Source organism: Ruegeria sp. AH7 (assembly GCF_056541325.1).
Window position 1 is genome coordinate 289,814 of the sequence record NZ_JBQFYF010000001.1, and the last position, 17,832, is coordinate 307,645.

Consider the following 17,832-nt stretch of genomic DNA (forward strand, 5'->3'; position numbering starts at 1 on the left):
ACATGCCAGTTAAGAACCGCTTTGCCGAATTGCAGGCCGAAATCACCGAATGGCGACGGGATTTGCACGAGAACCCCGAAATTCTGTTCGAAACGCATCGTACCAGCGCAATGGTTGCGGAGAAGCTGAAAGAGTTCGGCTGTGATGAGGTGGTCACCGGAATTGGCCGCACCGGCGTTGTGGGTGTGATCAAGGGCAAGTCTGACAGCAAGGGAAAGGTCATTGGCCTACGCGCGGATATGGATGCGTTGCCAATCCACGAGGCGACAGGTCTGGACTATGCCTCAAAAACAGATGGAGCCATGCATGCCTGTGGGCATGACGGTCATACGGCTATGTTGTTGGGGGCTGCGAAGTACCTGTCGGAGACGCGAAACTTCGACGGCACCGTTGTCGTAATTTTCCAACCCGCCGAAGAAGGCGGCGGCGGTGGGCGCGAGATGTGCGAAGACGGCATGATGGACCGCTGGAACATTCAGGAGGTCTACGGAATGCACAACTGGCCGGGTAAACCGGTTGGTAGCTTTGCTATCCGTCCGGGCTCGTTCTTTGCCGCAACTGATCAGTTCGACATCACTTTTGAAGGGCGCGGCGGACATGCGGCGAAACCGCAGGAAACCGTCGATACAACCGTGATGACAGCGCAGGCGGTGCTGGCCTTGCAAACCATCGCGTCGCGCAATGCGGACCCGATTGATCAGGTGGTTGTGTCGGTGACCTCGTTTGAAACCTCGTCGAAGGCGTTCAACGTGATCCCGCAGACGGTGCAGATCAAAGGGACTGTTCGCACGATGAGCAGCGACATGCGTGATCTGGCCGAAAAGCGGATCAATGAGATCTGCAACGGGGTTGCGGCGACGTTTGGTGGCACCGCGGACGTGACCTATATTCGCGGCTATCCGGTCATGGTGAATAGTGACGAGCAGACTACGTTTGCCGCAGAAGTGGCCCGGTCTGTTTCTGGCGATTGTGAGGATGCACCTCTGGTGATGGGCGGCGAGGATTTCGCGTTCATGCTCGAGGAACGCCCGGGGGCGTATATTCTGGTTGGCAATGGCGATACGGCCATGGTTCATCACCCGGAATATAACTTTAATGACGAGGCCATTCCCGCCGGGTGCAGCTGGTGGGCTGAGATTGTCGAGCAGCGGATGCCGGCGGCCTGATGGCGAGGGTGGGGGCCCTGCCCCCACACCCCCGGGATATTTTTAGCCAGATGAAGAGGGATCCTGCGCCTTTGGTGCAAGGTTCAGGTGCGTGCAGAGCGTTTCGGCGACCTGGTTCAGCGCGTCTTTTTGAGTGCTGACGCAGGTTTGGGCAGCGCTGCGCGCGGTGGTCAGGGTGCTGTCATCGGATAGCCAGGTTGCAACAGCGTTGGAGAGCCCTTGTGCGGTTTGGATTTCGATTGCGCCTCCGCTCTTGATCAGGGGCGCGAAGGTTTCGGCGAAGTTGAAATAGCCCGGGCCGGTGAGGATGGCGGCCCCGGCTTGGGCGGGTTCGAATGGGTTATGGCCGCCGATCTCTTTCAACGATCCGCCAAGGAACACGATGGGGCAGAGCGCGTACCACGTGCCGGTTTCACCTAGCGTGTCGGCGACGTAGGTTTGAGTTTGCTCCGTGACCGGTTCACCCGTCGTGCGGAAAGCGGCTGTGAGATTGGCCTGATGTAGAAGTTTGGCGACTTCGTCACGGCGTTCCGGATGGCGCGGGATCAGAAGCAGGAGCAGATCGGGCCAGCGTTCAAGCAGCGTCTTATGCGCCGCGAACACGGTTTCCTCTTCGCCTTCATGGGTAGAACTGGCGATCCAGACGGGGCGGTCTGCGATTTGCGTGCGGATGTCGGATAGCGCCTGTTCGTCGATGTCCAACGGATCGGACATCGCTTTGAGGTTGGTGCCGGGTTTCACGTCCTCGGGTTTGGCACCCATCTCGATCAGATTGGCTGCGGTTCGGTCATTCTGGGTCAGGAAGAGATAAAAACTGTCCAATATGAAACGCGCAGTTTTGGGCCGCTTTTTCCAACCCTCGACAGATTTCTGCGAAAGACGGGCGTTCAGCAGGGCCAGTGGCACGCCGCCCCTGGCGCTTTCGACGATCAGCTGAGGCCAGATTTCACTTTCGACAAACACGCCTGCATCGGGTTTCCAGTGTGAGAGAAAGCGCTGTACCGGGCCATGCGTATCCAGCGGTGGGTATTGGTGTCGTGTCCGGGGGGGCAGGCGTTTCTCAATTAGCGCGGCAGATGTCGGCGTGCCGGATGTGATCAGAAACTCGGCGTCGGGCAAAAGCGTGCCCAACCGCCTGATCAGGCTGAGGACCGACAGGCTTTCGCCAACGCTGGCCGCGTGAAACCATATCAGACGTCCTGAGGGTCGCGGTAGGCTGGCATGACCCAGCCGTTCCTGCTGTCTTTTGTTTGGAACACCTGCAGATTCAAGTTTGCGGCGCACGGTGCGCCAGAACAAGGGCGCTGTCACAGCAATGATCCCGCAGTATAAATGATACAGCAGTGTCGGACGACCGGGGCGATGGTCGGGCATCCTAGCCGCCCGTATGGCTCATATGGCGGGTCATCTGGCCATCAACGGCCTGGCGGGAATAGTCGAAATCATGGCCTTTGGGTTTCAGGTTGATGGCGGCGCGGATCGCATGCTCCAAGGGCGCTTCGCTGTCCGGATGGTCACGCAAAGGCGCGCGCAGGTCAGCCATGTCTTCCTGACCGAGGCACATATAGAGTTCACCCGTGCAGGTCAGGCGCACCCGGTTGCAGCTTTCGCAGAAATTATGGGACAGGGGCGTGATGAAGCCAATCTTCTGCCCGGTTTCTTCCAACCTTACATAGCGCGCGGGTCCACCGGTGCGTTCGGCCAGATCTGTGACCGAATAGTGGTTTTCATATTCCTTGCGCACGTCCTTCAGCGACCAGTATTGATCCAGACGATCTTCGTTGCCGATATCGCCCATGGGCATCACTTCGATCCAGGTCAGGTCCATATCGCGTTCGGCGCACCATTCGGTGATGCGGGGCAGTTCGGGTTCGTTGAAGCCTTTAAGAGCAACCGCGTTGATCTTGACCCGCAAACCGGCCTTTTGCGCCGCATCAATCCCGTTCAACACCTGTTTCAGGCGGCCCCAACGGGTGACTTTGGTGAATTTGTCTTCATCCAGCGTATCCAGAGAGACGTTCACACGCCGCACACCGGCGGCATAGAGTTCGTCGGCAAAGCGATGAAGTTGCGAGCCGTTGGTTGTCAGCGTCAGTTCCTTGAGCGCGCCGCTGTCCAGATGCCGCGTCATGGAGTGGAAGAAACTCATGATGTTGCGACGCACAAGAGGTTCCCCCCCGGTGATCCGCAGCTTTTGAACGCCCAGCTTCACAAAGGTCGAACACATCCTGTCCAGCTCTTCCAGGGTCAGAAGATCTTTCTTCGGCAGAAAGGTCATGTTCTCGGACATGCAGTAGACGCAGCGGAAATCGCAGCGATCCGTTACCGAGACGCGGAGATACGTGATGGCACGTGCGAAGGGGTCTATCAGCGGAGCAGTCATGCGTAATAGGTAAATCGGTAACTGGTCCGCGACAAGGGGCTAACATGCTTTGGACTGGAACAGATAGATACGTGGTTGTAAGTTTCGGGTATGAAATACGTTCTTGTTTTCCTGTGTGTTCTGCTTGCCGGCTGCGAAACGGTGCGGTCGACGACGGATCGTGTGTTTGGGCGCAGCGAGGCCGCGCCCGAGACAGAGGCCAATGCAGAACCCGAAGCCGCACCCGAAACTGAGCCCGTCACGACGCGACCGAACTGGGACGGTGCTAAATCCACTACCGCTGTTCTTGGGGACCCCTCAACGCCAGGGCGCTGGATGCAAACGCCGCTTGTGGACACCGAAGTCACTGCGCGTGTGGTTGTGCCCCGAACCGGGGCGCAGGCATATATCACGCTTATCCCGTCGCGGGGGCCCGAAGGGGGCGGTAGCCAGTTGTCACTGGACGCGATGCGCACACTTCTGGTGCCTTTGGATGCGCTGGTTGAGGTTGACGTCTACGCCAACTGATCTTTCAGGTACTTCCCGGCTTCCCGCCGCGCAAAGGGTTTCATCGCCGGGCCATGCTGCTCCAAAAACGCGACAACGCGCGGGGCATCGTGTTTTGACAATTCGCGCAGCCACCAGGCGATGGCCTTCTGGATGAACCAGTCCCGATCTGGAACGTAGCTGGCTGCCCAACCCAAGATGCGGTCTCGGCGGTCCAGATCATCAGGTTTGGGATGGTTTTGCTTGGTCCAGGGCAGGGTGGCCACCAAGGCGGCGCGGCGTGTCCACATGTGATCTGATGTTGTCCAAACCTCGACCTGATCCAGCCGGGCGGGATCAGCCGTCAGCCGTTTTTGCATCGCCATAGCCGCATGATCGGCCACGGCCCATGCATCGAAATCCGGCAGCCAGCTTTGCAGCAGTTCCCAGACGGCGTCATCCGGTCTGATACGCGCCTGAGTGAGGAGTTTTGAGGCGGCGAGCCGGGTTTCGTGAGTATTGAATTGCCACAACTCATCCGCCAACTGCACGCGTTGCGGCACGTCCAGCTCATGCCGCCAAGCCTTGGTTAGATCATTCAGAACGGGGTTGGCAACGCCTAGATAGGGGCGGTCCACCTTGTGATAGGCCGCCATTTGCACGCCGCGTTCGGGGTCGGCATGGGCTTTGATTTGGGCCAGATAGGGATCAAGCAGCGGCATGTCAGACGGGGACTCCTGTGGGTTTGCCATCAATCGTCTGTTTGTTCTTGTCCGCCCAATAGGCGCGGATGTCGTCATCGGACTTGCCATCAACCCATTTCTGCATGGTGTCACGTTCCGACGTGTATTCCATGAAGGGCACCGCGTAGCCACAGGAGGTCTGAACCATATCAACGTTCAGGTCATAAATCTGCCGCGCGCTGCGATGGGTGGGGAAATGCCTGGACAGTTCCTCCCAACCGGCATCGCCTGTGTGGAGCGTTCTGGCGGTTCCATAGGCGCGCAGGATCAAAGGGCGGGTGGTGAAGGAACACCACATCAGGGTCATGCGATTGACGTCCAGTAGATGCCCCGCCGTTTCGTTGCCGCTGCCGGTCAGGTTCATCCAGATGATCCGGTTGGGGTCCAGAACGCGCAGGGAATCCATGCCCTTGGGCGAGATATTGACTCGCCCTTCAGACCCAGCGGTTCCGACAAAGAACATGTGCTGATCTTCGATAAAGGCCTGATGCGGGGGATCGAGTTGCGGAAATTGCTTGGCCATGATGCGCTCCGGGTAAGGGGTTGCGGCAAACCTAAGCGCGTACGGATGGGCCGTCCAGCACTCAGGAGATTGAGCGCCGTTCTGCGAGCAGGGCATCCAGATGTCTGGGATAAGTTTTGTACCCTGTGAATATGAATTCGTCCTCATCCGCCGGGGCGCGCAAATTGGCCTCTTGATCCCAGATTCGGGCCCAATCCCGCAAATGCTCTTGCAGGTCTTCCAGCGCAGACATCAGTTCAGGCGCGGCTTCGAAAGGAGTGTCTTCGATGAAATCCAGCACCTTTTGGTTGGTCGCGCGCAAGGCCCGCGCCGGACCAAAGGTCTTGCCTTGTGCCAAATAGCGCTCGTATTCCGCACGGGACGCACGCATTAGGGACATCAGTTGCGCAATTGCGTCCTGCTGAACCATGATCCCGCCTATTCCACCGTTACCGACTTTGCCAGATTGCGCGGCTGATCCACATCCGTGCCCTTGGCAACCGCCGTGTGATAGGCCAGCAGCTGTGCGGGGACAGAATACAGGATCGGGGCAAGGCTGGGGTGGATATGCGGCATTCGGATTGTGCTCCAAACCCCGTCCTCGGCCTCGGCAATGCCATCATCGTCTGAGACCAGGATGACCTTTCCCTTGCGCGCCATGACCTCTTGCATATTGGACACGGTCTTGTCGAATACGGTATCTTTCGGTGCCATCACCACAACTGGCATATGTTTGTCGATCAGCGCGATGGGGCCATGTTTCAGCTCTCCCGATGCATAACCTTCGGCGTGGATATAGCTGATTTCCTTCAGTTTTAGCGCACCTTCCATCGCCAGCGGGTACATCAGGCCGCGCCCCAAGAACAGGACATCGCGCGCCTCGGACAATCGCTGGGCAGATTTGCGGATGGCGCGATTTTGATCCAGCGCCGAGTTCAGAACCGAGGGCAGCCCACGCAAGGCGGCGGCGTGATCGGCCAGTTCCTCATCGGTCAGGGTACCCCGGTCGGCGGCGGCTTTGAGCGCCAGCATCAGCAAGACGCTGAGCTGGCAGGTAAAGGCCTTTGTCGAGGCCACGCCGATCTCGATACCTGCGTGGATGGGCAGTGCCACATCGCTTTCCCGTGCGATCGAGCTTTCGGGGACGTTGACGACCGAAACGATCTTGTCAGCCTTGCCTTCGCAATAGCGCAGGGCCGCCAGGGTATCGGCGGTTTCGCCTGACTGGCTGACAAACAGCGCCAGGGTGCGGTCACTGATCGGCGGTTCGCGATAGCGGAATTCGCTGGCGATATCGACCTCGACCGGCATTTTGGCCAGTTGTTCGAACCAGTATTTTGCCGTCAGGCAGGCGTAGAACGCGGTTCCGCAGGCCACCATGGTTAGGCGGTCAAGCTTGGTGAAATCCAGATCGATATCTGGCAGAACCACCCGATCCCCGCCAGTTGGTAGGTAAGACCGGATCGCCTCAGCCACGACGACGGGCTGTTCAGCGATTTCCTTCGCCATGAAGTGTTTGTGCTCGCCTTTGTCGGCCCGCGCATGATCCAGCTTGATCTTGCGCATTTCCCGATTGGCCAATTCACCGGCCTCATTGCGGATTTCAAACGAGGTGCGGGTTAACACCGCGCGGTCGCCTTCCTCAAGATAGGTGATCTTGTTTGTCAGAGGGGCCAATGCGATAGCGTCGGAACCCACAAACATCTCTCCATCTCCGTGCCCGATGGCCAAGGGAGAGCCCTTGCGCGCTGCGACAATCAAGTCATCCTGGCCGTCAAACAGAAAGGCCAGCGCAAAGGCGCCTTCCAACTGATCAATGGTCTTGAATGCCGCTTCGACCGGGGACAGGCCTGAATTCAGCAAGTGTTCGGCCATCAGGGCCACTGTCTCGGTGTCGGTCTCAGTTTCAAATCCGATCCCGTTTTCGGCCAGCTCGGCGCGCAGTTCGCGGTAGTTTTCGACGATGCCGTTGTGCACAACGGCGACCGGGCCGGCCTTGTGCGGGTGGGCGTTGTTGACCGATGGCGCGCCATGGGTGGCCCAGCGAGTGTGGCCAATCCCGGATTTGCCAGGCAGCGGGTCATGGACCAGCAGGTCACTCAGGTTGACCAGCTTGCCTACCGCCCGGCGACGCCCCAGCGCCCCGTCATTCACGGTGGCAATGCCGGCGCTGTCATATCCGCGATATTCCAGCCGTTTCAGCGCTTCAACCAGAATAGGGGCGACCTCATGCTGCCCCAGAACACCTACAATTCCACACATAAACTCAGGCCTCTTTATCGCGGCGAGCCTTTTTCGCCTTTAACATATCAAACAATTTGCGCGCGTAGCCGGGTTTGTTTTCCTGCTTGGCTCGCGCAACGGCCAAGGCATCAGCTTCGACATCTTTGGTCACCACCGTGCCGGTCGCCGTCATCGCCCCATCGCCCACCGTCACCGGCGCAACCAGCATGGTATTCGAGCCGATAAACACGTTCTGACCAATCGTGGTTTTGTGCTTCATCACGCCGTCATAGTTGCAAGTGATCGTGCCCGCACCGATATTCGTTGCGGCCCCAACTACAGCATCACCGACATAGCTAAGGTGATTGACCTTCGCGCCCTCGGCAATCTCAGCGTTTTTGATCTCAACGAAATTGCCGATTTTCGCGTTTTCTGCGAGTTCCGCACCCGGGCGCAGGCGGGCATAGGGGCCGACGACGGCGCCTCGGCTGACATGGCAGCCTTCCAGATGCGAATAAGCTCGGATCGTCGCGCCGCTTTCTACGGTCACGCCGGGGCCAAAGACCACGTTGGGTTCGATTACCGTATCGCGCCCGATGACCGTATCGGCGGCCAGATAAACCGTTTCCGGCGCCATCAGAGTCACGCCCAGATCCAGCAACTCGGCGCGCGCCTGCGTCTGAAACACAGCATCCGCCGCAGCCAGATCAGCGCGAGAATTCACACCCAGTGTCTGGGCTTCGTCACAAGCTACGGCGGTTACGCTCAGACCACGGTTGCGAGCGATTTCGACCACATCCGTCAGGTAGTACTCGCCCGCGGCATTGCCATTGCTCACCGCATCAATCAGCGACAACAGTGTTTCTGCGTTACATGCTAAAAGCCCTGAATTGCAGAAACTTATCGCGCGTTCTTCATCTGATGCTTCTTTGAATTCGACAATCCGCTCCAGCGTGTCACCATTCATGACCAGACGCCCATAGCGTGCGGGATCTGCGGCCTTAAAGCCCAGGATCACAAGATCATTCTGCACGCGGGCCTCGATCATGCGTTCCAGCGTATCGGGCTTCAAGAACGGAGTGTCACCGTAGAGAACAACGACATCACCGTCGAAACCTTCGAGCGCGTCGCGCGCTTGCGCAACCGCATGCGCGGTGCCCAGCTGCTCCTCCTGAACTGCGATCTGCGCCGTTTCATCTTCGGCCTGCGCGACCTTGGCGACGGCTTCGGACCCGTGGCCTGTGACGATCACGGTGCGCTCGGGCGACAGCACCGACCCGGCGCGCATGGCGTGGATCAGCATCGGAACCTGGGCGATGGGATGCAGTACCTTTGGAATATCCGAATTCATCCGGGTGCCTTTTCCAGCGGCAAGGATGACAAGGGCAGTGGTCATGAAATCGTTTTCTCTTTGTGTTTTCTTGCCGACCGTTTTATCCGCTGAGGGCAAAGGCGCAAGCCGTTCGGCCATCAAACAAGATTGCCGTTTGCAACATGACATGGCGGAAAACTGCCGAGCAAGGAGGCGCGATGCGCACTGTCATCTTCGATCTGGATGGGACTTTGGCGGATACATCCGGGGATTTGCTGGCCGCTGCAAACCATTGTTTTCGCGCGATGGGACATGGGGATGTGCTAGTCCATGGACAGGATGCGGGCATTGCGGTGCGTGGTGGTCGGATGATGCTGAGGCACGGGTTGAAACGGGTCGGGGCCTATAACGAGGATACGGTGGATGCTTACTATCCTGTGTTGCTCGAGGCTTACTCTAAAGATATCGACACCCATACGCGTTTTTATCCGGGTGCGTTGGAGGCGGTCGACGCCCTAAAGGCCGCAGGCTACGGCGTCGGCATCTGCACCAACAAACCCGAACGGCTGGCGGATCAATTGTTAACTCAGATGGGTGTTCGCGATCAGTTCGCTTCTCTGGTTGGTGCAGATACGCTGCACGTACGCAAACCCGATCCCGCGCCCTTGCGTGAAGCAGCACGACGGGCAGGTGGGCATCCCGATCTGTGCGTTCTGATCGGGGACTCTGATACTGACCGCAACACAGCAAAGGCCGCAGGCGTGCCGTCTGTGCTGGTTACGTTCGGGCCATCGGGGGATGATATGGCCGCGTTGGAGCCCGAGGCTTTGCTGCATCATTTTGCCGATCTGCCGGGTGTTGTGACCGATCTGATCGGTGCGGCGGCATGATCTCTTGACCCGACGCGGATAGAGCCCCAGAACTGAGCCATGACTGAGACATTCACCGGCAGCTTCACCCAACAGGAACCGATCCCCGACGAGGCGATCGAGGCCGCGCTGGCCGTCCTGCGCCATGGGCGTCTGCATCGCTATAACGTCGCACCGGGTGAGCTGGGCGAGACCGCATGGTTGGAACAGGAATTTGCCGCCCAGATGGGGGCGAAATACTGTCTGGCGGTGTCCTCAGGCGGTTACGCATTGGCGACTGCCTTGCGCGCGGTGGGTGTGCAGCCCGGCGATCCGGTGCTGACGAATGCCTTTACCCTTGCACCGGTGCCGGGGTCGATTGCATCTGTTGGGGCTAAACCTGTGTTTGTAGGCGTCTCGGAAAATCTGACGATTGATCTGGACGATCTTGAGACCAAGCTGGATCAGGCGCGGGTTCTGATGCTCAGTCATATGCGCGGTCACCTATGCGACATGGATCGGTTGATGCAACTTTGTGATGCGGCTGGTGTGGTCGTGATCGAGGATTGCGCACATACGATGGGCGCGGCTTGGCGGGGGCAATTGTCCGGTCGGCAGGGGGCAATCGGCTGCTATTCCTGCCAGACGTACAAACATGTCAATTCCGGTGAAGGCGGACTGCTGATCACTGATGATGAGGAGCTTGCCGCCAAGGCCACGATGCTGTCGGGCTCTTACATGCTCTATGAACGTCATCTGGCAGCCCCGGCGCCCGAGGTTTTCGAGCGCGTCAAATACACCACGCCCAATGTCTCGGGTCGCATGGACAATTTGCGCGCTGCCATCCTGCGCCCGCAATTGCGCGATCTGGATCGGCAGGTTGGGCGTTGGAATGAAAGATACCGGGCCATCGAGGCTGGCTTGCGCGGAACACCGGGGCTGACAATTGTGGACCGGCCAGAGGAAGAAACCTATGTCGGTTCGTCGATCCAGTTCCTGCTTCTGGACTGGGTTCCCGATCGGATCACCGAGGTTATTGATAGGTGCGCAAAACGGGGGGTCGAGTTGAAATGGTTTGGTGGGGCTGAACCGACAGGCTTCACCTCTCGCTATGACAGCTGGCGCTATGTCGAAAGCGAATGTATGCCGGGATCGGATCGTATCCTTACGGGTATTTTGGATATGCGTGTCCCGCTCACGTTCTCTTTGCAGGACTGTGATCTGATTGCTCGAATAATTCGGGAAGAAGTCGCGCGGATCCACAATCTGGCGACGGCCTGAAACAGCAAAATCCGTTGTCCGGACACGATTTCGCTTGCGTACGGACGTTATCATGCTGGCAAATTGAGGTGTCTTTGCTTCTTTGAGCGGGCACACCATCAGATATCATTGCGGAACCATGACCAAAGAGAAAAAATCTGAATCTCTGGAAGTCAGGCTAAGCCTGTCGGAAAAAAACGCGTTCGCCGCAAGGGTTGCTGCGCGCGGGGAAACCATGAGCGCGGCTTTGCGCCGCTTGATCGCTGAAGATGGAGTGCCTCATTCAAACTCGAAGGAGGTTTCGACCATGAAAAAGACTGTAGTTGCGGCGTCTCCAGTAATTCTGACGATCGCTATCTTAGCCGCTGTATCGATGTCTGGAGCATCTGCAAAAACCGATTTCGCTGGCAATTTTCGTGCCAAGGATACCAACGGCGATGGATTTGTCGATCGGATCGAAATGCTGAGTTACATGACGCAGCAGGCCGAGCAGGTGAACTTGCCTAGCGATTGTGATGGAACCGAACTGGCGAAAGTTTGGTCAATGTCGCCGGAAGAACTGGCAGATGATGCAATTGGCTTCTCAGATGCTGACAATGATGGCCGCATTACCTTGTCTGAAGTCGTAGCGGCAAACGAACGCTACCGGGCTGACGATTTCACATCCGCCGATACCAACGAGGACGGATTTGTGACCTTGGCAGAGTTGGAGTTCGGCTTTCGTGAAGACGAAGCCAAGGTCAGCGCGGAATGCAGAGCGGCCATTGGTATGCACAGCGCCGCTCGCGCTTCTGAGATTTTGGAGCAAATAGATACAGATGGTGATGGGCGGATCAGCTTGGGTGAGTTCGTGAACCACTAGACCGCATTCCAACTGGACAGACACTCTTGGTTTCGCTATAAATGAACACATGTTCAATTACTGAAGTGTAGCGCAGAGGCAGACCAAATGTTCCAGGCGGCAATGACTTTTGATCTCGGCGAGGATGTAAACGCGCTGCGCGAGATGGTGCATCGCTGGGCGCAGGAACGGGTCAAGCCGATGGCCGCCGAGATCGACGCATCTAATGCTTTTCCCAATGAGCTATGGGCGGAGATGGGAGAGCTTGGCCTTCTGGGCGTGACGGTGCCCGAGGAATATGGCGGGGCCGGAATGTCCTATCTGGCTCATACAATTGCAGTAGAGGAAGTGGCGCGTGCCTCGGCATCGGTTTCGCTGTCATACGGGGCGCATTCCAACCTGTGCGTGAATCAGATCAAGCTGAACGGCAATGAGGAGCAAAAGCAAAAGTACCTGCCGCGGCTGATTTCTGGCGCGCATGTGGGTGCATTGGCGATGTCCGAGGCTTCGGCCGGGTCGGACGTCGTTTCGATGAAGCTGCGCGCGGAAAAGCGCAACGATCATTACCGGCTGAATGGCAACAAATACTGGATCACCAACGGGCCGGACGCGGATACGCTGGTCGTCTACGCCAAGACAGACCCAGAGGCCGGGTCCAAAGGAATCACCGCGTTTCTGATCGAAAAAGAGATGAAGGGCTTCTCGACCTCACCGCATTTCGACAAGCTTGGAATGCGCGGGTCCAATACAGCAGAACTGATCTTTGAAGATGTCGAAGTGCCGTTCGAAAATGTTCTGGGCGAAGAAGGCAAGGGCGTTGCCGTTCTGATGTCTGGGCTCGACTACGAACGTGTCGTTCTGGCCGGGATCGGAACCGGGATCATGGCGGCCTGTCTTGATGAGATCATGCCCTATCTGGCCGAACGCAAACAGTTCGGCAAACCCATCGGCAGCTTCCAACTGATGCAGGGCAAGATCGCGGATATGTATACCTCGATGAACTCTGCCCGGGCTTATGTCTACGAAGTTGCAAAGGCCTGCGATCGTGGGGATGTGACGCGGCAGGATGCAGCGGCGTGCTGTCTCTATGCCTCAGAGGCTGCGATGACGCAGGCGCATCAGGCGGTTCAGGCGATGGGCGGGGCCGGGTTCCTGTCGGACGCGCCGGTCAGCCGGATTTTCCGAGATGCCAAACTAATGGAGATCGGTGCAGGCACCAGCGAAATTCGCCGGATGCTGATTGGCCGCGAGCTGATGAACGAGATGCAGTGAAGAAAACGCCCCGCTGACTTTGGGTCGACGGGGCGCTTTGGATTGGATCAGAACCGATGGACGTAGGACACACCGACCAGCCAGGGATCGATTTCGGCGGTGCCGATATCGGCGCCATCCAGGGTCACGTCCGAGTCGATGTCGAACCAGCGCACATTCAGTCGGACTGCCCCGTTTTGGGTGACCTGATAGTCCAGCCCGGCCTGCAGCGCGACCCCGAACGAGTTATCGACCTTGAGATCCCCCAGCGGAGAGCTTTCGTCGAAGAAGATCGTGTAGTTCAGACCGGCCCCGACATAGGGTTTCCAAGCGCTGTTGGTCGGGAAGTGATAGTTCAGCGACAGGGTCGGGGGCAGGTGCTTGACGCTGCCCGCATCAGTGCTGCCTCCCAGAGTGATGTCGTGGCTGAAGGGCGTTGCAGCCAAGAGCTCGATCCCCAGATTGTCGCGGATAAAGTATTCGGCGGTGAAGATCGGGCGGGTATCCGCGTCGATATCTGCGCTAAGCCCCGCAAGCGTTCCGTTGTCGGATTTCGGGTCCAGATATCCCACACCTACGCCAAGGGTCCAGTCGCCCTGCGATTGGGCAAATGCGGGCACGGCCAAAGCGGCCAGTGCGGTCGAGAATGTCAAAGCGGCGAGCGTTTTCATCATGATCTTGCCTTTGGTTTTGTTGATGCCCCTTGTGTGGCGGCAAAGGCCAATCCGCGCTCTGATCTGTATCAAGTTTTGCTTGGTTCTGGTTGCCTGCGTCCGGCGGGAAAATTCAATGAAAAAAGAGGCCTAGCAGATGCTTGACCCTAGGCGCATACCTGGTTTGCGCCCAGAGGGTGGCTGGGACCTGCCCGATCAGTTGAACATGGCGCGTCAGTGTCTGGTTCATCCCGATGATCGTGTTGCCGTGATTGATCTAACCGGTCCCACTGAACAGCGTGTGACTTATGAGCAGCTACATCATATGACCGACGGGATTGCTCGTGCTTTGCAGCAGAAGGTACAGCCAGGTGATCGGGTCGGTGTCCTGCTCAGCCAATCCCCATGGTGTGCCGCCGCGCATCTGGCGATCTGGAAGATCGGCGCGATCTCGGTTCCCCTGTTCAAGCTGTTCAAACAGGAGGCATTGCGGTCTCGTGTCAGTGATGCGGGCGCCAGTATTGTGCTGACCGATGTCGAGGGTGCCGGGCTGCTTGAAGGGATCGCAAAGCCTCTGATCGCATCTGAAGTAGGGGTGCCCGGCGCTCCACTTCCCTTTGCCGAGACTGGGCCGGATGATCCGGCGGTGCTGATCTATACGTCGGGCACAACCGGCAGCCCCAAGGGCGCGCTGCACGGGCATCGGGTGCTGACGGGCCATTTGCCCGGTGTCTCGATCAGCCACAACCATTTGCGCGACGGGGACTGTCTTTGGACACCGGCTGATTGGGCCTGGATCGGCGGGCTGTTCGACGTGCTAATGCCCGGTCTGGCGCTGGGCATTCCGGTGGTTGCGGCGCGGCTTGACAAGTTTTCGGCTGAGGCCTGCGCGGACGTGATTGCACGTGGGGCTGTGCGGAACGTGTTTTTCCCACCCACGGCGCTGCGGATGCTGAAGGCAGCGGATCGGAGCATCCCCGGCTTGCGTTCGGTCGCGTCAGGGGGTGAGCCTTTAGGGGCCGAGATGTTGGCCTGGGGTCAGCAAGCCTTTGGCTTGACGATCAACGAATTCTACGGCCAGACCGAGTGCAATATGGTGGTGTCCTCTTGCGCTGAGGATTTCCCGGTGAACCCCGGCTGTATCGGCAAACCGGTGCCCTGGCATGAGGTTGCGGTGATCGATGTAGATGGCAATCCGACCACAGAAGAGGGCGATGTAGCCATCCGACGCGGCTCAGCCTCTATGATGTTGGAATACTGGAACAACCCGCAAGCGACGGCAGAGAAGTTCCGAGGCGACTGTCTGATCACCGGAGATCGCGGTGTTTGGGAGGGGGAATATCTGCGTTTTGTCGGTCGTGAGGATGACGTAATCACGTCATCGGGCTATCGCATTGGCCCGGCTGAGATCGAGGATTGCCTGCTGACCCACCCGGCGGTGGCAACGGTCGGCGTGGTCGGCAAGCCCGACTCGCTGCGAACCGAGATCGTGAAGGCCTATGTGGTGCTGAAACCGGGGGCTGAGGCGACGGAGCAAGTGTTGCAGGAGTGGGTCAAGGACCATCTGGCGCAGTACTCCTATCCGCGCGAGGTAGCGTTTTTGGAGGAACTGCCAATGACGGTCACGGGGAAGGTGATACGCAAGGAATTGAAGGCCCGAGCGGCCACAGAGGTGTTATGATACGTTTTATCGCCGTCTTGTCTCTGCTGCCCGTTCAAGCGGTGGCTGATTGGGCTCCTGACCCGGTAGCCGAGGCTGATATTTGGCATTGTGTGGCCGAGGCGGGTGAAGGCTGGCATGCTGGTGCAACGTGTGTCCGGAACTTTGCGAATGCCTGCATAGAAGAGGGCGGTTCCTATGACAGCATAGCGGTTGCACAGTGCATGGACGCAGAGACCAAAGCTTGGGATGCAGTGATGAACACAGCATACGGGTCTTTGCGCCAAGATTTATCAGATCCAGAACTGCCGCCCGTTGCAGCTGAGGCTCTCAGGGACGCACAGCGCGCCTGGATCGCATTTCGAGACGCTGAATGCCTGTCGCGGGGAAATCTGACAACCGGAACGGGCCACTTCGAAGATGGGGCGGATTGTATGTTGCGGGTAACAGCAACGCGCGCGTTGGATTTGATCGGATATGGGGGCACACAATGAGTAAATTGAAATCCGCGTTCCTTCCTAGTTCGGAAGCCGCACAAACAAACCGCACCGCCCATCTCGACGCGCTGGCGCAAATCTCCGAAGCTGCTGAAGCAGCCCGTATCGGAGGCGGCGAGAAATCTCGCGCGCGGCACGTTTCTAGGGGCAAGATGCTACCTCGGCGCCGGGTGGCGAACCTGCTTGATCCGGGGTCTCCGTTTCTGGAAATCGGCGCGACTGCAGCGCATGGGATGTATGGCGATGCCGCGCCAAGTGCGGGGGTCATCGCAGGCATTGGGCGGGTGCAGGGGCGCGAGGTCATGGTGGTGTGCAACGATGCCACGGTTAAGGGCGGCACCTATTACCCGATGTCGGTGAAGAAACACCTGCGCGCGCAGGAGATCGCCGAGGAAAATCAACTGCCCTGCATCTATCTGGTCGACAGCGGCGGTGCGAACCTGCCCAATCAGGATGAGGTCTTTCCTGATCGCGATCACTTTGGCCGCATCTTCTACAATCAGGCGCGTATGAGTGCGACGGGGATCGCTCAGATCGCCGTTGTGATGGGGTCATGTACCGCGGGCGGGGCCTATGTGCCCGCGATGTCTGACGTCACGATCATCGTGAAGGAACAGGGGACGATTTTTCTGGCCGGGCCGCCTCTGGTGAAGGCTGCGACCGGCGAGGTCGTGAGTTCCGAAGATCTGGGCGGCGGTGACGTGCATACCCGCCTGTCAGGTGTGGCGGACTACCTAGCGGAAGATGACGCCCACGCTCTGGCTTTGGCGCGACGGGCTGTTGGCTCGCTGAACCTGCGCAAATCGCAGACGGTAGATTGGGCCAGCCCCGAAGACCCTGCCTATGACCCAGAGGAAATCCTCGGCGTTGTTCCGGCTGACTTGCGCACGCCCTATGACATCCGCGAGGTGATCGCGCGGCTGGTCGACGGCTCTCGGTTCGATGAGTTCAAGCCCAGGTTTGGGGAAACGCTGGTGACCGGCTTTGCCCATGTCAAAGGCTGCCCGGTGGGCATCATCGCCAACAATGGGGTACTGTTTTCCGAGGCCGCGCAGAAGGGCGCGCATTTTGTCGAGCTGTGCTCGCAACGCAAAACCCCGCTGGTGTTCCTGCAAAACATCACCGGCTTTATGGTGGGCCGTAAATACGAAAACGAAGGCATCGCGCGGCATGGGGCCAAGATGGTGACGGCGGTGGCAACAACTTCGGTGCCGAAGATCACGATGCTTGTCGGAGGCTCATTCGGGGCCGGAAACTATGGCATGGCCGGTCGGGCCTATCAGCCTCGGTTCCTGTGGACTTGGCCGAATTCACGGATTTCCGTGATGGGTGGCGAGCAGGCAGCGGGTGTTCTGGCCACCGTCAAACGCGACGGGATCGAGCGGCAGGGCGGCACTTGGTCGGTTGAGGAAGAGGCCGAATTCAAACGCCCGACACTGCAGATGTTCGAGGAACAATCGCATCCGCTCTACGCCTCGGCCCGCCTCTGGGACGACGGTATCATAGACCCGCGCAAATCGCGTGATGTGTTGGCCCTATCGCTCAGCGCTGCGCTGAATGCCCCGATTGAGGAGACACGTTTCGGCGTGTTCAGGATGTAAGATGACCGATCTGGAACAGCTAAAAAACCGCTACCCGGGCGCGCAGATCTTTAAGTTTGGGGACAACGCGGCACTGAGTGACGAACTGCTGGCCCTTGTGCGTGCTGGAAAGAAAACGGCGACCTGCGATGCATTGCGAAACTATCCCGAGGGCTCTCTCGACATGCCCGTGGTCGGGCGGCGCGATATTGCTCTGAACTGGGATGATCACCCGGTACTGGTGATCGAAACGATCGAGGTTACGATTTGTCGCTATTGCGATGTGACCGAAGGTTTCGCGCTGGCCGAGGGCGAGAATGAAACGCTTGCGGGGTGGCGCGATGATCACCGCCGCTATTTCGAGCGCAATGGCGGCTTCGATCCTGAGATGGAGTTGGTCTGCGAGCGTTTTCGTCTTGTCGAAGATCTGGCGGGCAAGCGGTAAATG

At 58.5% G+C, this 17,832-nt stretch carries 18 protein-coding genes; 10 read left to right on the forward strand and 8 right to left on the reverse strand.

The window, feature by feature from the left end:
* Positions 1-2 precede the first annotated feature (2 nt).
* Positions 3-1,166, forward strand: a complete 1,164-nt coding sequence (locus ACR0JX_RS01455; RefSeq protein WP_480540775.1) for a M20 aminoacylase family protein — start codon at positions 3-5, stop codon at positions 1,164-1,166.
* A 42-nt stretch (positions 1,167-1,208) separates the two neighbouring features.
* On the opposite strand, the gene ACR0JX_RS01460 is transcribed toward ACR0JX_RS01455, so the two are convergent.
* Both ACR0JX_RS01460 and moaA read right to left on the reverse strand, forming a co-directional pair.
* The gene (locus tag ACR0JX_RS01460) at positions 1,209-2,540 is read right to left on the reverse strand and encodes a 3-deoxy-D-manno-octulosonic acid transferase (RefSeq protein ID WP_480540777.1); all 1,332 of its coding nucleotides are present in this window, start codon (positions 2,538-2,540) and stop codon (positions 1,209-1,211) included.
* A 1-nt stretch (position 2,541) separates the two neighbouring features.
* Complete coding sequence (gene moaA / locus ACR0JX_RS01465; protein WP_480540779.1) at positions 2,542-3,549, reverse strand: GTP 3',8-cyclase MoaA; 1,008 nt, start codon at positions 3,547-3,549, stop codon at positions 2,542-2,544.
* A gap of 90 nt (positions 3,550-3,639) precedes the next feature.
* Here moaA and ACR0JX_RS01470 point away from each other — a divergent pair, with 90 nt between their 5' ends.
* A complete protein-coding gene (locus ACR0JX_RS01470; RefSeq protein WP_480540781.1) occupies positions 3,640-4,056 on the forward strand; it encodes a hypothetical protein in 417 nt (138 codons plus the stop codon).
* Here the strand turns inward: ACR0JX_RS01470 and ACR0JX_RS01475 are convergent.
* The 5 genes from ACR0JX_RS01475 to glmU form a co-directional block, all read right to left on the reverse strand.
* Positions 4,044-4,736 carry a DNA alkylation repair protein gene (locus ACR0JX_RS01475; protein ID WP_480540783.1) on the reverse strand — a complete coding sequence of 231 codons (693 nt, stop codon included), beginning with the start codon at positions 4,734-4,736 and terminating at the stop codon, positions 4,044-4,046. The two genes, ACR0JX_RS01470 and ACR0JX_RS01475, sit on opposite strands and share 13 nt — an antisense overlap.
* Position 4,737: 1 nt before the next feature.
* Complete coding sequence (locus ACR0JX_RS01480; RefSeq protein ID WP_480540785.1) at positions 4,738-5,280, reverse strand: pyridoxamine 5'-phosphate oxidase family protein; 543 nt, start codon at positions 5,278-5,280, stop codon at positions 4,738-4,740.
* A 61-nt stretch (positions 5,281-5,341) separates the two neighbouring features.
* Positions 5,342-5,689: a hypothetical protein gene (locus tag ACR0JX_RS01485; protein ID WP_480540787.1), complete on the reverse strand. Its 348-nt coding sequence runs from the start codon at positions 5,687-5,689 to the stop codon at positions 5,342-5,344.
* An 8-nt stretch (positions 5,690-5,697) separates the two neighbouring features.
* The gene (gene glmS, locus ACR0JX_RS01490) at positions 5,698-7,521 is read right to left on the reverse strand and encodes a glutamine--fructose-6-phosphate transaminase (isomerizing) (protein WP_480540789.1); all 1,824 of its coding nucleotides are present in this window, start codon (positions 7,519-7,521) and stop codon (positions 5,698-5,700) included.
* 4 nt (positions 7,522-7,525) lie between these two features.
* Complete coding sequence (gene glmU / locus ACR0JX_RS01495; RefSeq protein WP_480540791.1) at positions 7,526-8,878, reverse strand: bifunctional UDP-N-acetylglucosamine diphosphorylase/glucosamine-1-phosphate N-acetyltransferase GlmU; 1,353 nt, start codon at positions 8,876-8,878, stop codon at positions 7,526-7,528.
* A 134-nt stretch (positions 8,879-9,012) separates the two neighbouring features.
* Between glmU and ACR0JX_RS01500 the strand changes: the two genes are divergently transcribed.
* The 4 genes from ACR0JX_RS01500 to ACR0JX_RS01515 all read left to right on the forward strand — a co-directional run bounded on the left by ACR0JX_RS01500 (position 9,013) and on the right by ACR0JX_RS01515 (position 13,015).
* Entirely contained in the window at positions 9,013-9,684 is a 672-nt protein-coding gene (locus ACR0JX_RS01500; RefSeq protein WP_480540793.1) for an HAD-IA family hydrolase, read from the forward strand.
* A 39-nt stretch (positions 9,685-9,723) separates the two neighbouring features.
* A complete protein-coding gene (locus tag ACR0JX_RS01505) occupies positions 9,724-10,923 on the forward strand; it encodes a DegT/DnrJ/EryC1/StrS family aminotransferase (RefSeq protein ID WP_480540795.1) in 1,200 nt (399 codons plus the stop codon).
* Between the two features lie 118 nt (positions 10,924-11,041).
* Positions 11,042-11,764 carry an EF-hand domain-containing protein gene (locus ACR0JX_RS01510; protein ID WP_480540797.1) on the forward strand — a complete coding sequence of 241 codons (723 nt, stop codon included), beginning with the start codon at positions 11,042-11,044 and terminating at the stop codon, positions 11,762-11,764.
* Between the two features lie 87 nt (positions 11,765-11,851).
* Entirely contained in the window at positions 11,852-13,015 is a 1,164-nt protein-coding gene (locus ACR0JX_RS01515) for an isovaleryl-CoA dehydrogenase (protein ID WP_480540799.1), read from the forward strand.
* Between the two features lie 47 nt (positions 13,016-13,062).
* Here the strand turns inward: ACR0JX_RS01515 and ACR0JX_RS01520 are convergent, their stop codons facing one another.
* A complete protein-coding gene (locus tag ACR0JX_RS01520) occupies positions 13,063-13,668 on the reverse strand; it encodes an OmpW family outer membrane protein (RefSeq protein ID WP_170532263.1) in 606 nt (201 codons plus the stop codon).
* Positions 13,669-13,804: 136 nt separating this feature from the next.
* Here ACR0JX_RS01520 and ACR0JX_RS01525 point away from each other — a divergent pair, with 136 nt between their 5' ends.
* Genes ACR0JX_RS01525 through ACR0JX_RS01540 form a run of 4 tightly spaced genes read left to right on the forward strand, consistent with a single transcriptional unit; the run spans position 13,805 to position 17,829 of the window.
* On the forward strand, positions 13,805-15,328 hold the full coding sequence (locus ACR0JX_RS01525) for an AMP-binding protein (protein ID WP_480540801.1): 1,524 nt from the start codon (positions 13,805-13,807) through the stop codon (positions 15,326-15,328).
* Positions 15,325-15,801 (forward strand): lysozyme inhibitor LprI family protein, encoded by a 477-nt coding sequence (locus tag ACR0JX_RS01530; RefSeq protein ID WP_480540803.1) that lies wholly within the window; start codon positions 15,325-15,327, stop codon positions 15,799-15,801. The genes ACR0JX_RS01525 and ACR0JX_RS01530 overlap by 4 nt, the downstream gene beginning before the upstream one ends.
* Positions 15,798-17,405 carry a carboxyl transferase domain-containing protein gene (locus ACR0JX_RS01535; RefSeq protein WP_480540805.1) on the forward strand — a complete coding sequence of 536 codons (1,608 nt, stop codon included), beginning with the start codon at positions 15,798-15,800 and terminating at the stop codon, positions 17,403-17,405. The genes ACR0JX_RS01530 and ACR0JX_RS01535 overlap by 4 nt, the downstream gene beginning before the upstream one ends.
* Before the next feature lies 1 nt (position 17,406).
* Positions 17,407-17,829 (forward strand): ASCH domain-containing protein, encoded by a 423-nt coding sequence (locus ACR0JX_RS01540; protein ID WP_480540807.1) that lies wholly within the window; start codon positions 17,407-17,409, stop codon positions 17,827-17,829.
* Positions 17,830-17,832 lie beyond the last annotated feature (3 nt).

Bases quoted from the DNA above. Each gene is read 5' to 3' on its own strand.
- ACR0JX_RS01455 (WP_480540775.1), top strand. From the start codon at position 3: ATGCCAGTTAAGAACCGCTTTGCCGAATTGCAGGCCGAAATCACCGAA.
- ACR0JX_RS01460 (WP_480540777.1), bottom strand. From the start codon at position 2,540: ATGCCCGACCATCGCCCCGGTCGTCCGACACTGCTGTATCATTTATAC.
- moaA (WP_480540779.1), bottom strand. From the start codon at position 3,549: ATGACTGCTCCGCTGATAGACCCCTTCGCACGTGCCATCACGTATCTC.
- ACR0JX_RS01470 (WP_480540781.1), top strand. From the start codon at position 3,640: ATGAAATACGTTCTTGTTTTCCTGTGTGTTCTGCTTGCCGGCTGCGAA.
- ACR0JX_RS01475 (WP_480540783.1), bottom strand. From the start codon at position 4,736: ATGCCGCTGCTTGATCCCTATCTGGCCCAAATCAAAGCCCATGCCGAC.
- ACR0JX_RS01480 (WP_480540785.1), bottom strand. From the start codon at position 5,280: ATGGCCAAGCAATTTCCGCAACTCGATCCCCCGCATCAGGCCTTTATC.
- ACR0JX_RS01485 (WP_480540787.1), bottom strand. From the start codon at position 5,689: ATGGTTCAGCAGGACGCAATTGCGCAACTGATGTCCCTAATGCGTGCG.
- glmS (WP_480540789.1), bottom strand. From the start codon at position 7,521: ATGTGTGGAATTGTAGGTGTTCTGGGGCAGCATGAGGTCGCCCCTATT.
- glmU (WP_480540791.1), bottom strand. From the start codon at position 8,878: ATGACCACTGCCCTTGTCATCCTTGCCGCTGGAAAAGGCACCCGGATG.
- ACR0JX_RS01500 (WP_480540793.1), top strand. From the start codon at position 9,013: ATGCGCACTGTCATCTTCGATCTGGATGGGACTTTGGCGGATACATCC.
- ACR0JX_RS01505 (WP_480540795.1), top strand. From the start codon at position 9,724: ATGACTGAGACATTCACCGGCAGCTTCACCCAACAGGAACCGATCCCC.
- ACR0JX_RS01510 (WP_480540797.1), top strand. From the start codon at position 11,042: ATGACCAAAGAGAAAAAATCTGAATCTCTGGAAGTCAGGCTAAGCCTG.
- ACR0JX_RS01515 (WP_480540799.1), top strand. From the start codon at position 11,852: ATGTTCCAGGCGGCAATGACTTTTGATCTCGGCGAGGATGTAAACGCG.
- ACR0JX_RS01520 (WP_170532263.1), bottom strand. From the start codon at position 13,668: ATGATGAAAACGCTCGCCGCTTTGACATTCTCGACCGCACTGGCCGCT.
- ACR0JX_RS01525 (WP_480540801.1), top strand. From the start codon at position 13,805: ATGCTTGACCCTAGGCGCATACCTGGTTTGCGCCCAGAGGGTGGCTGG.
- ACR0JX_RS01530 (WP_480540803.1), top strand. From the start codon at position 15,325: ATGATACGTTTTATCGCCGTCTTGTCTCTGCTGCCCGTTCAAGCGGTG.
- ACR0JX_RS01535 (WP_480540805.1), top strand. From the start codon at position 15,798: ATGAGTAAATTGAAATCCGCGTTCCTTCCTAGTTCGGAAGCCGCACAA.
- ACR0JX_RS01540 (WP_480540807.1), top strand. From the start codon at position 17,407: ATGACCGATCTGGAACAGCTAAAAAACCGCTACCCGGGCGCGCAGATC.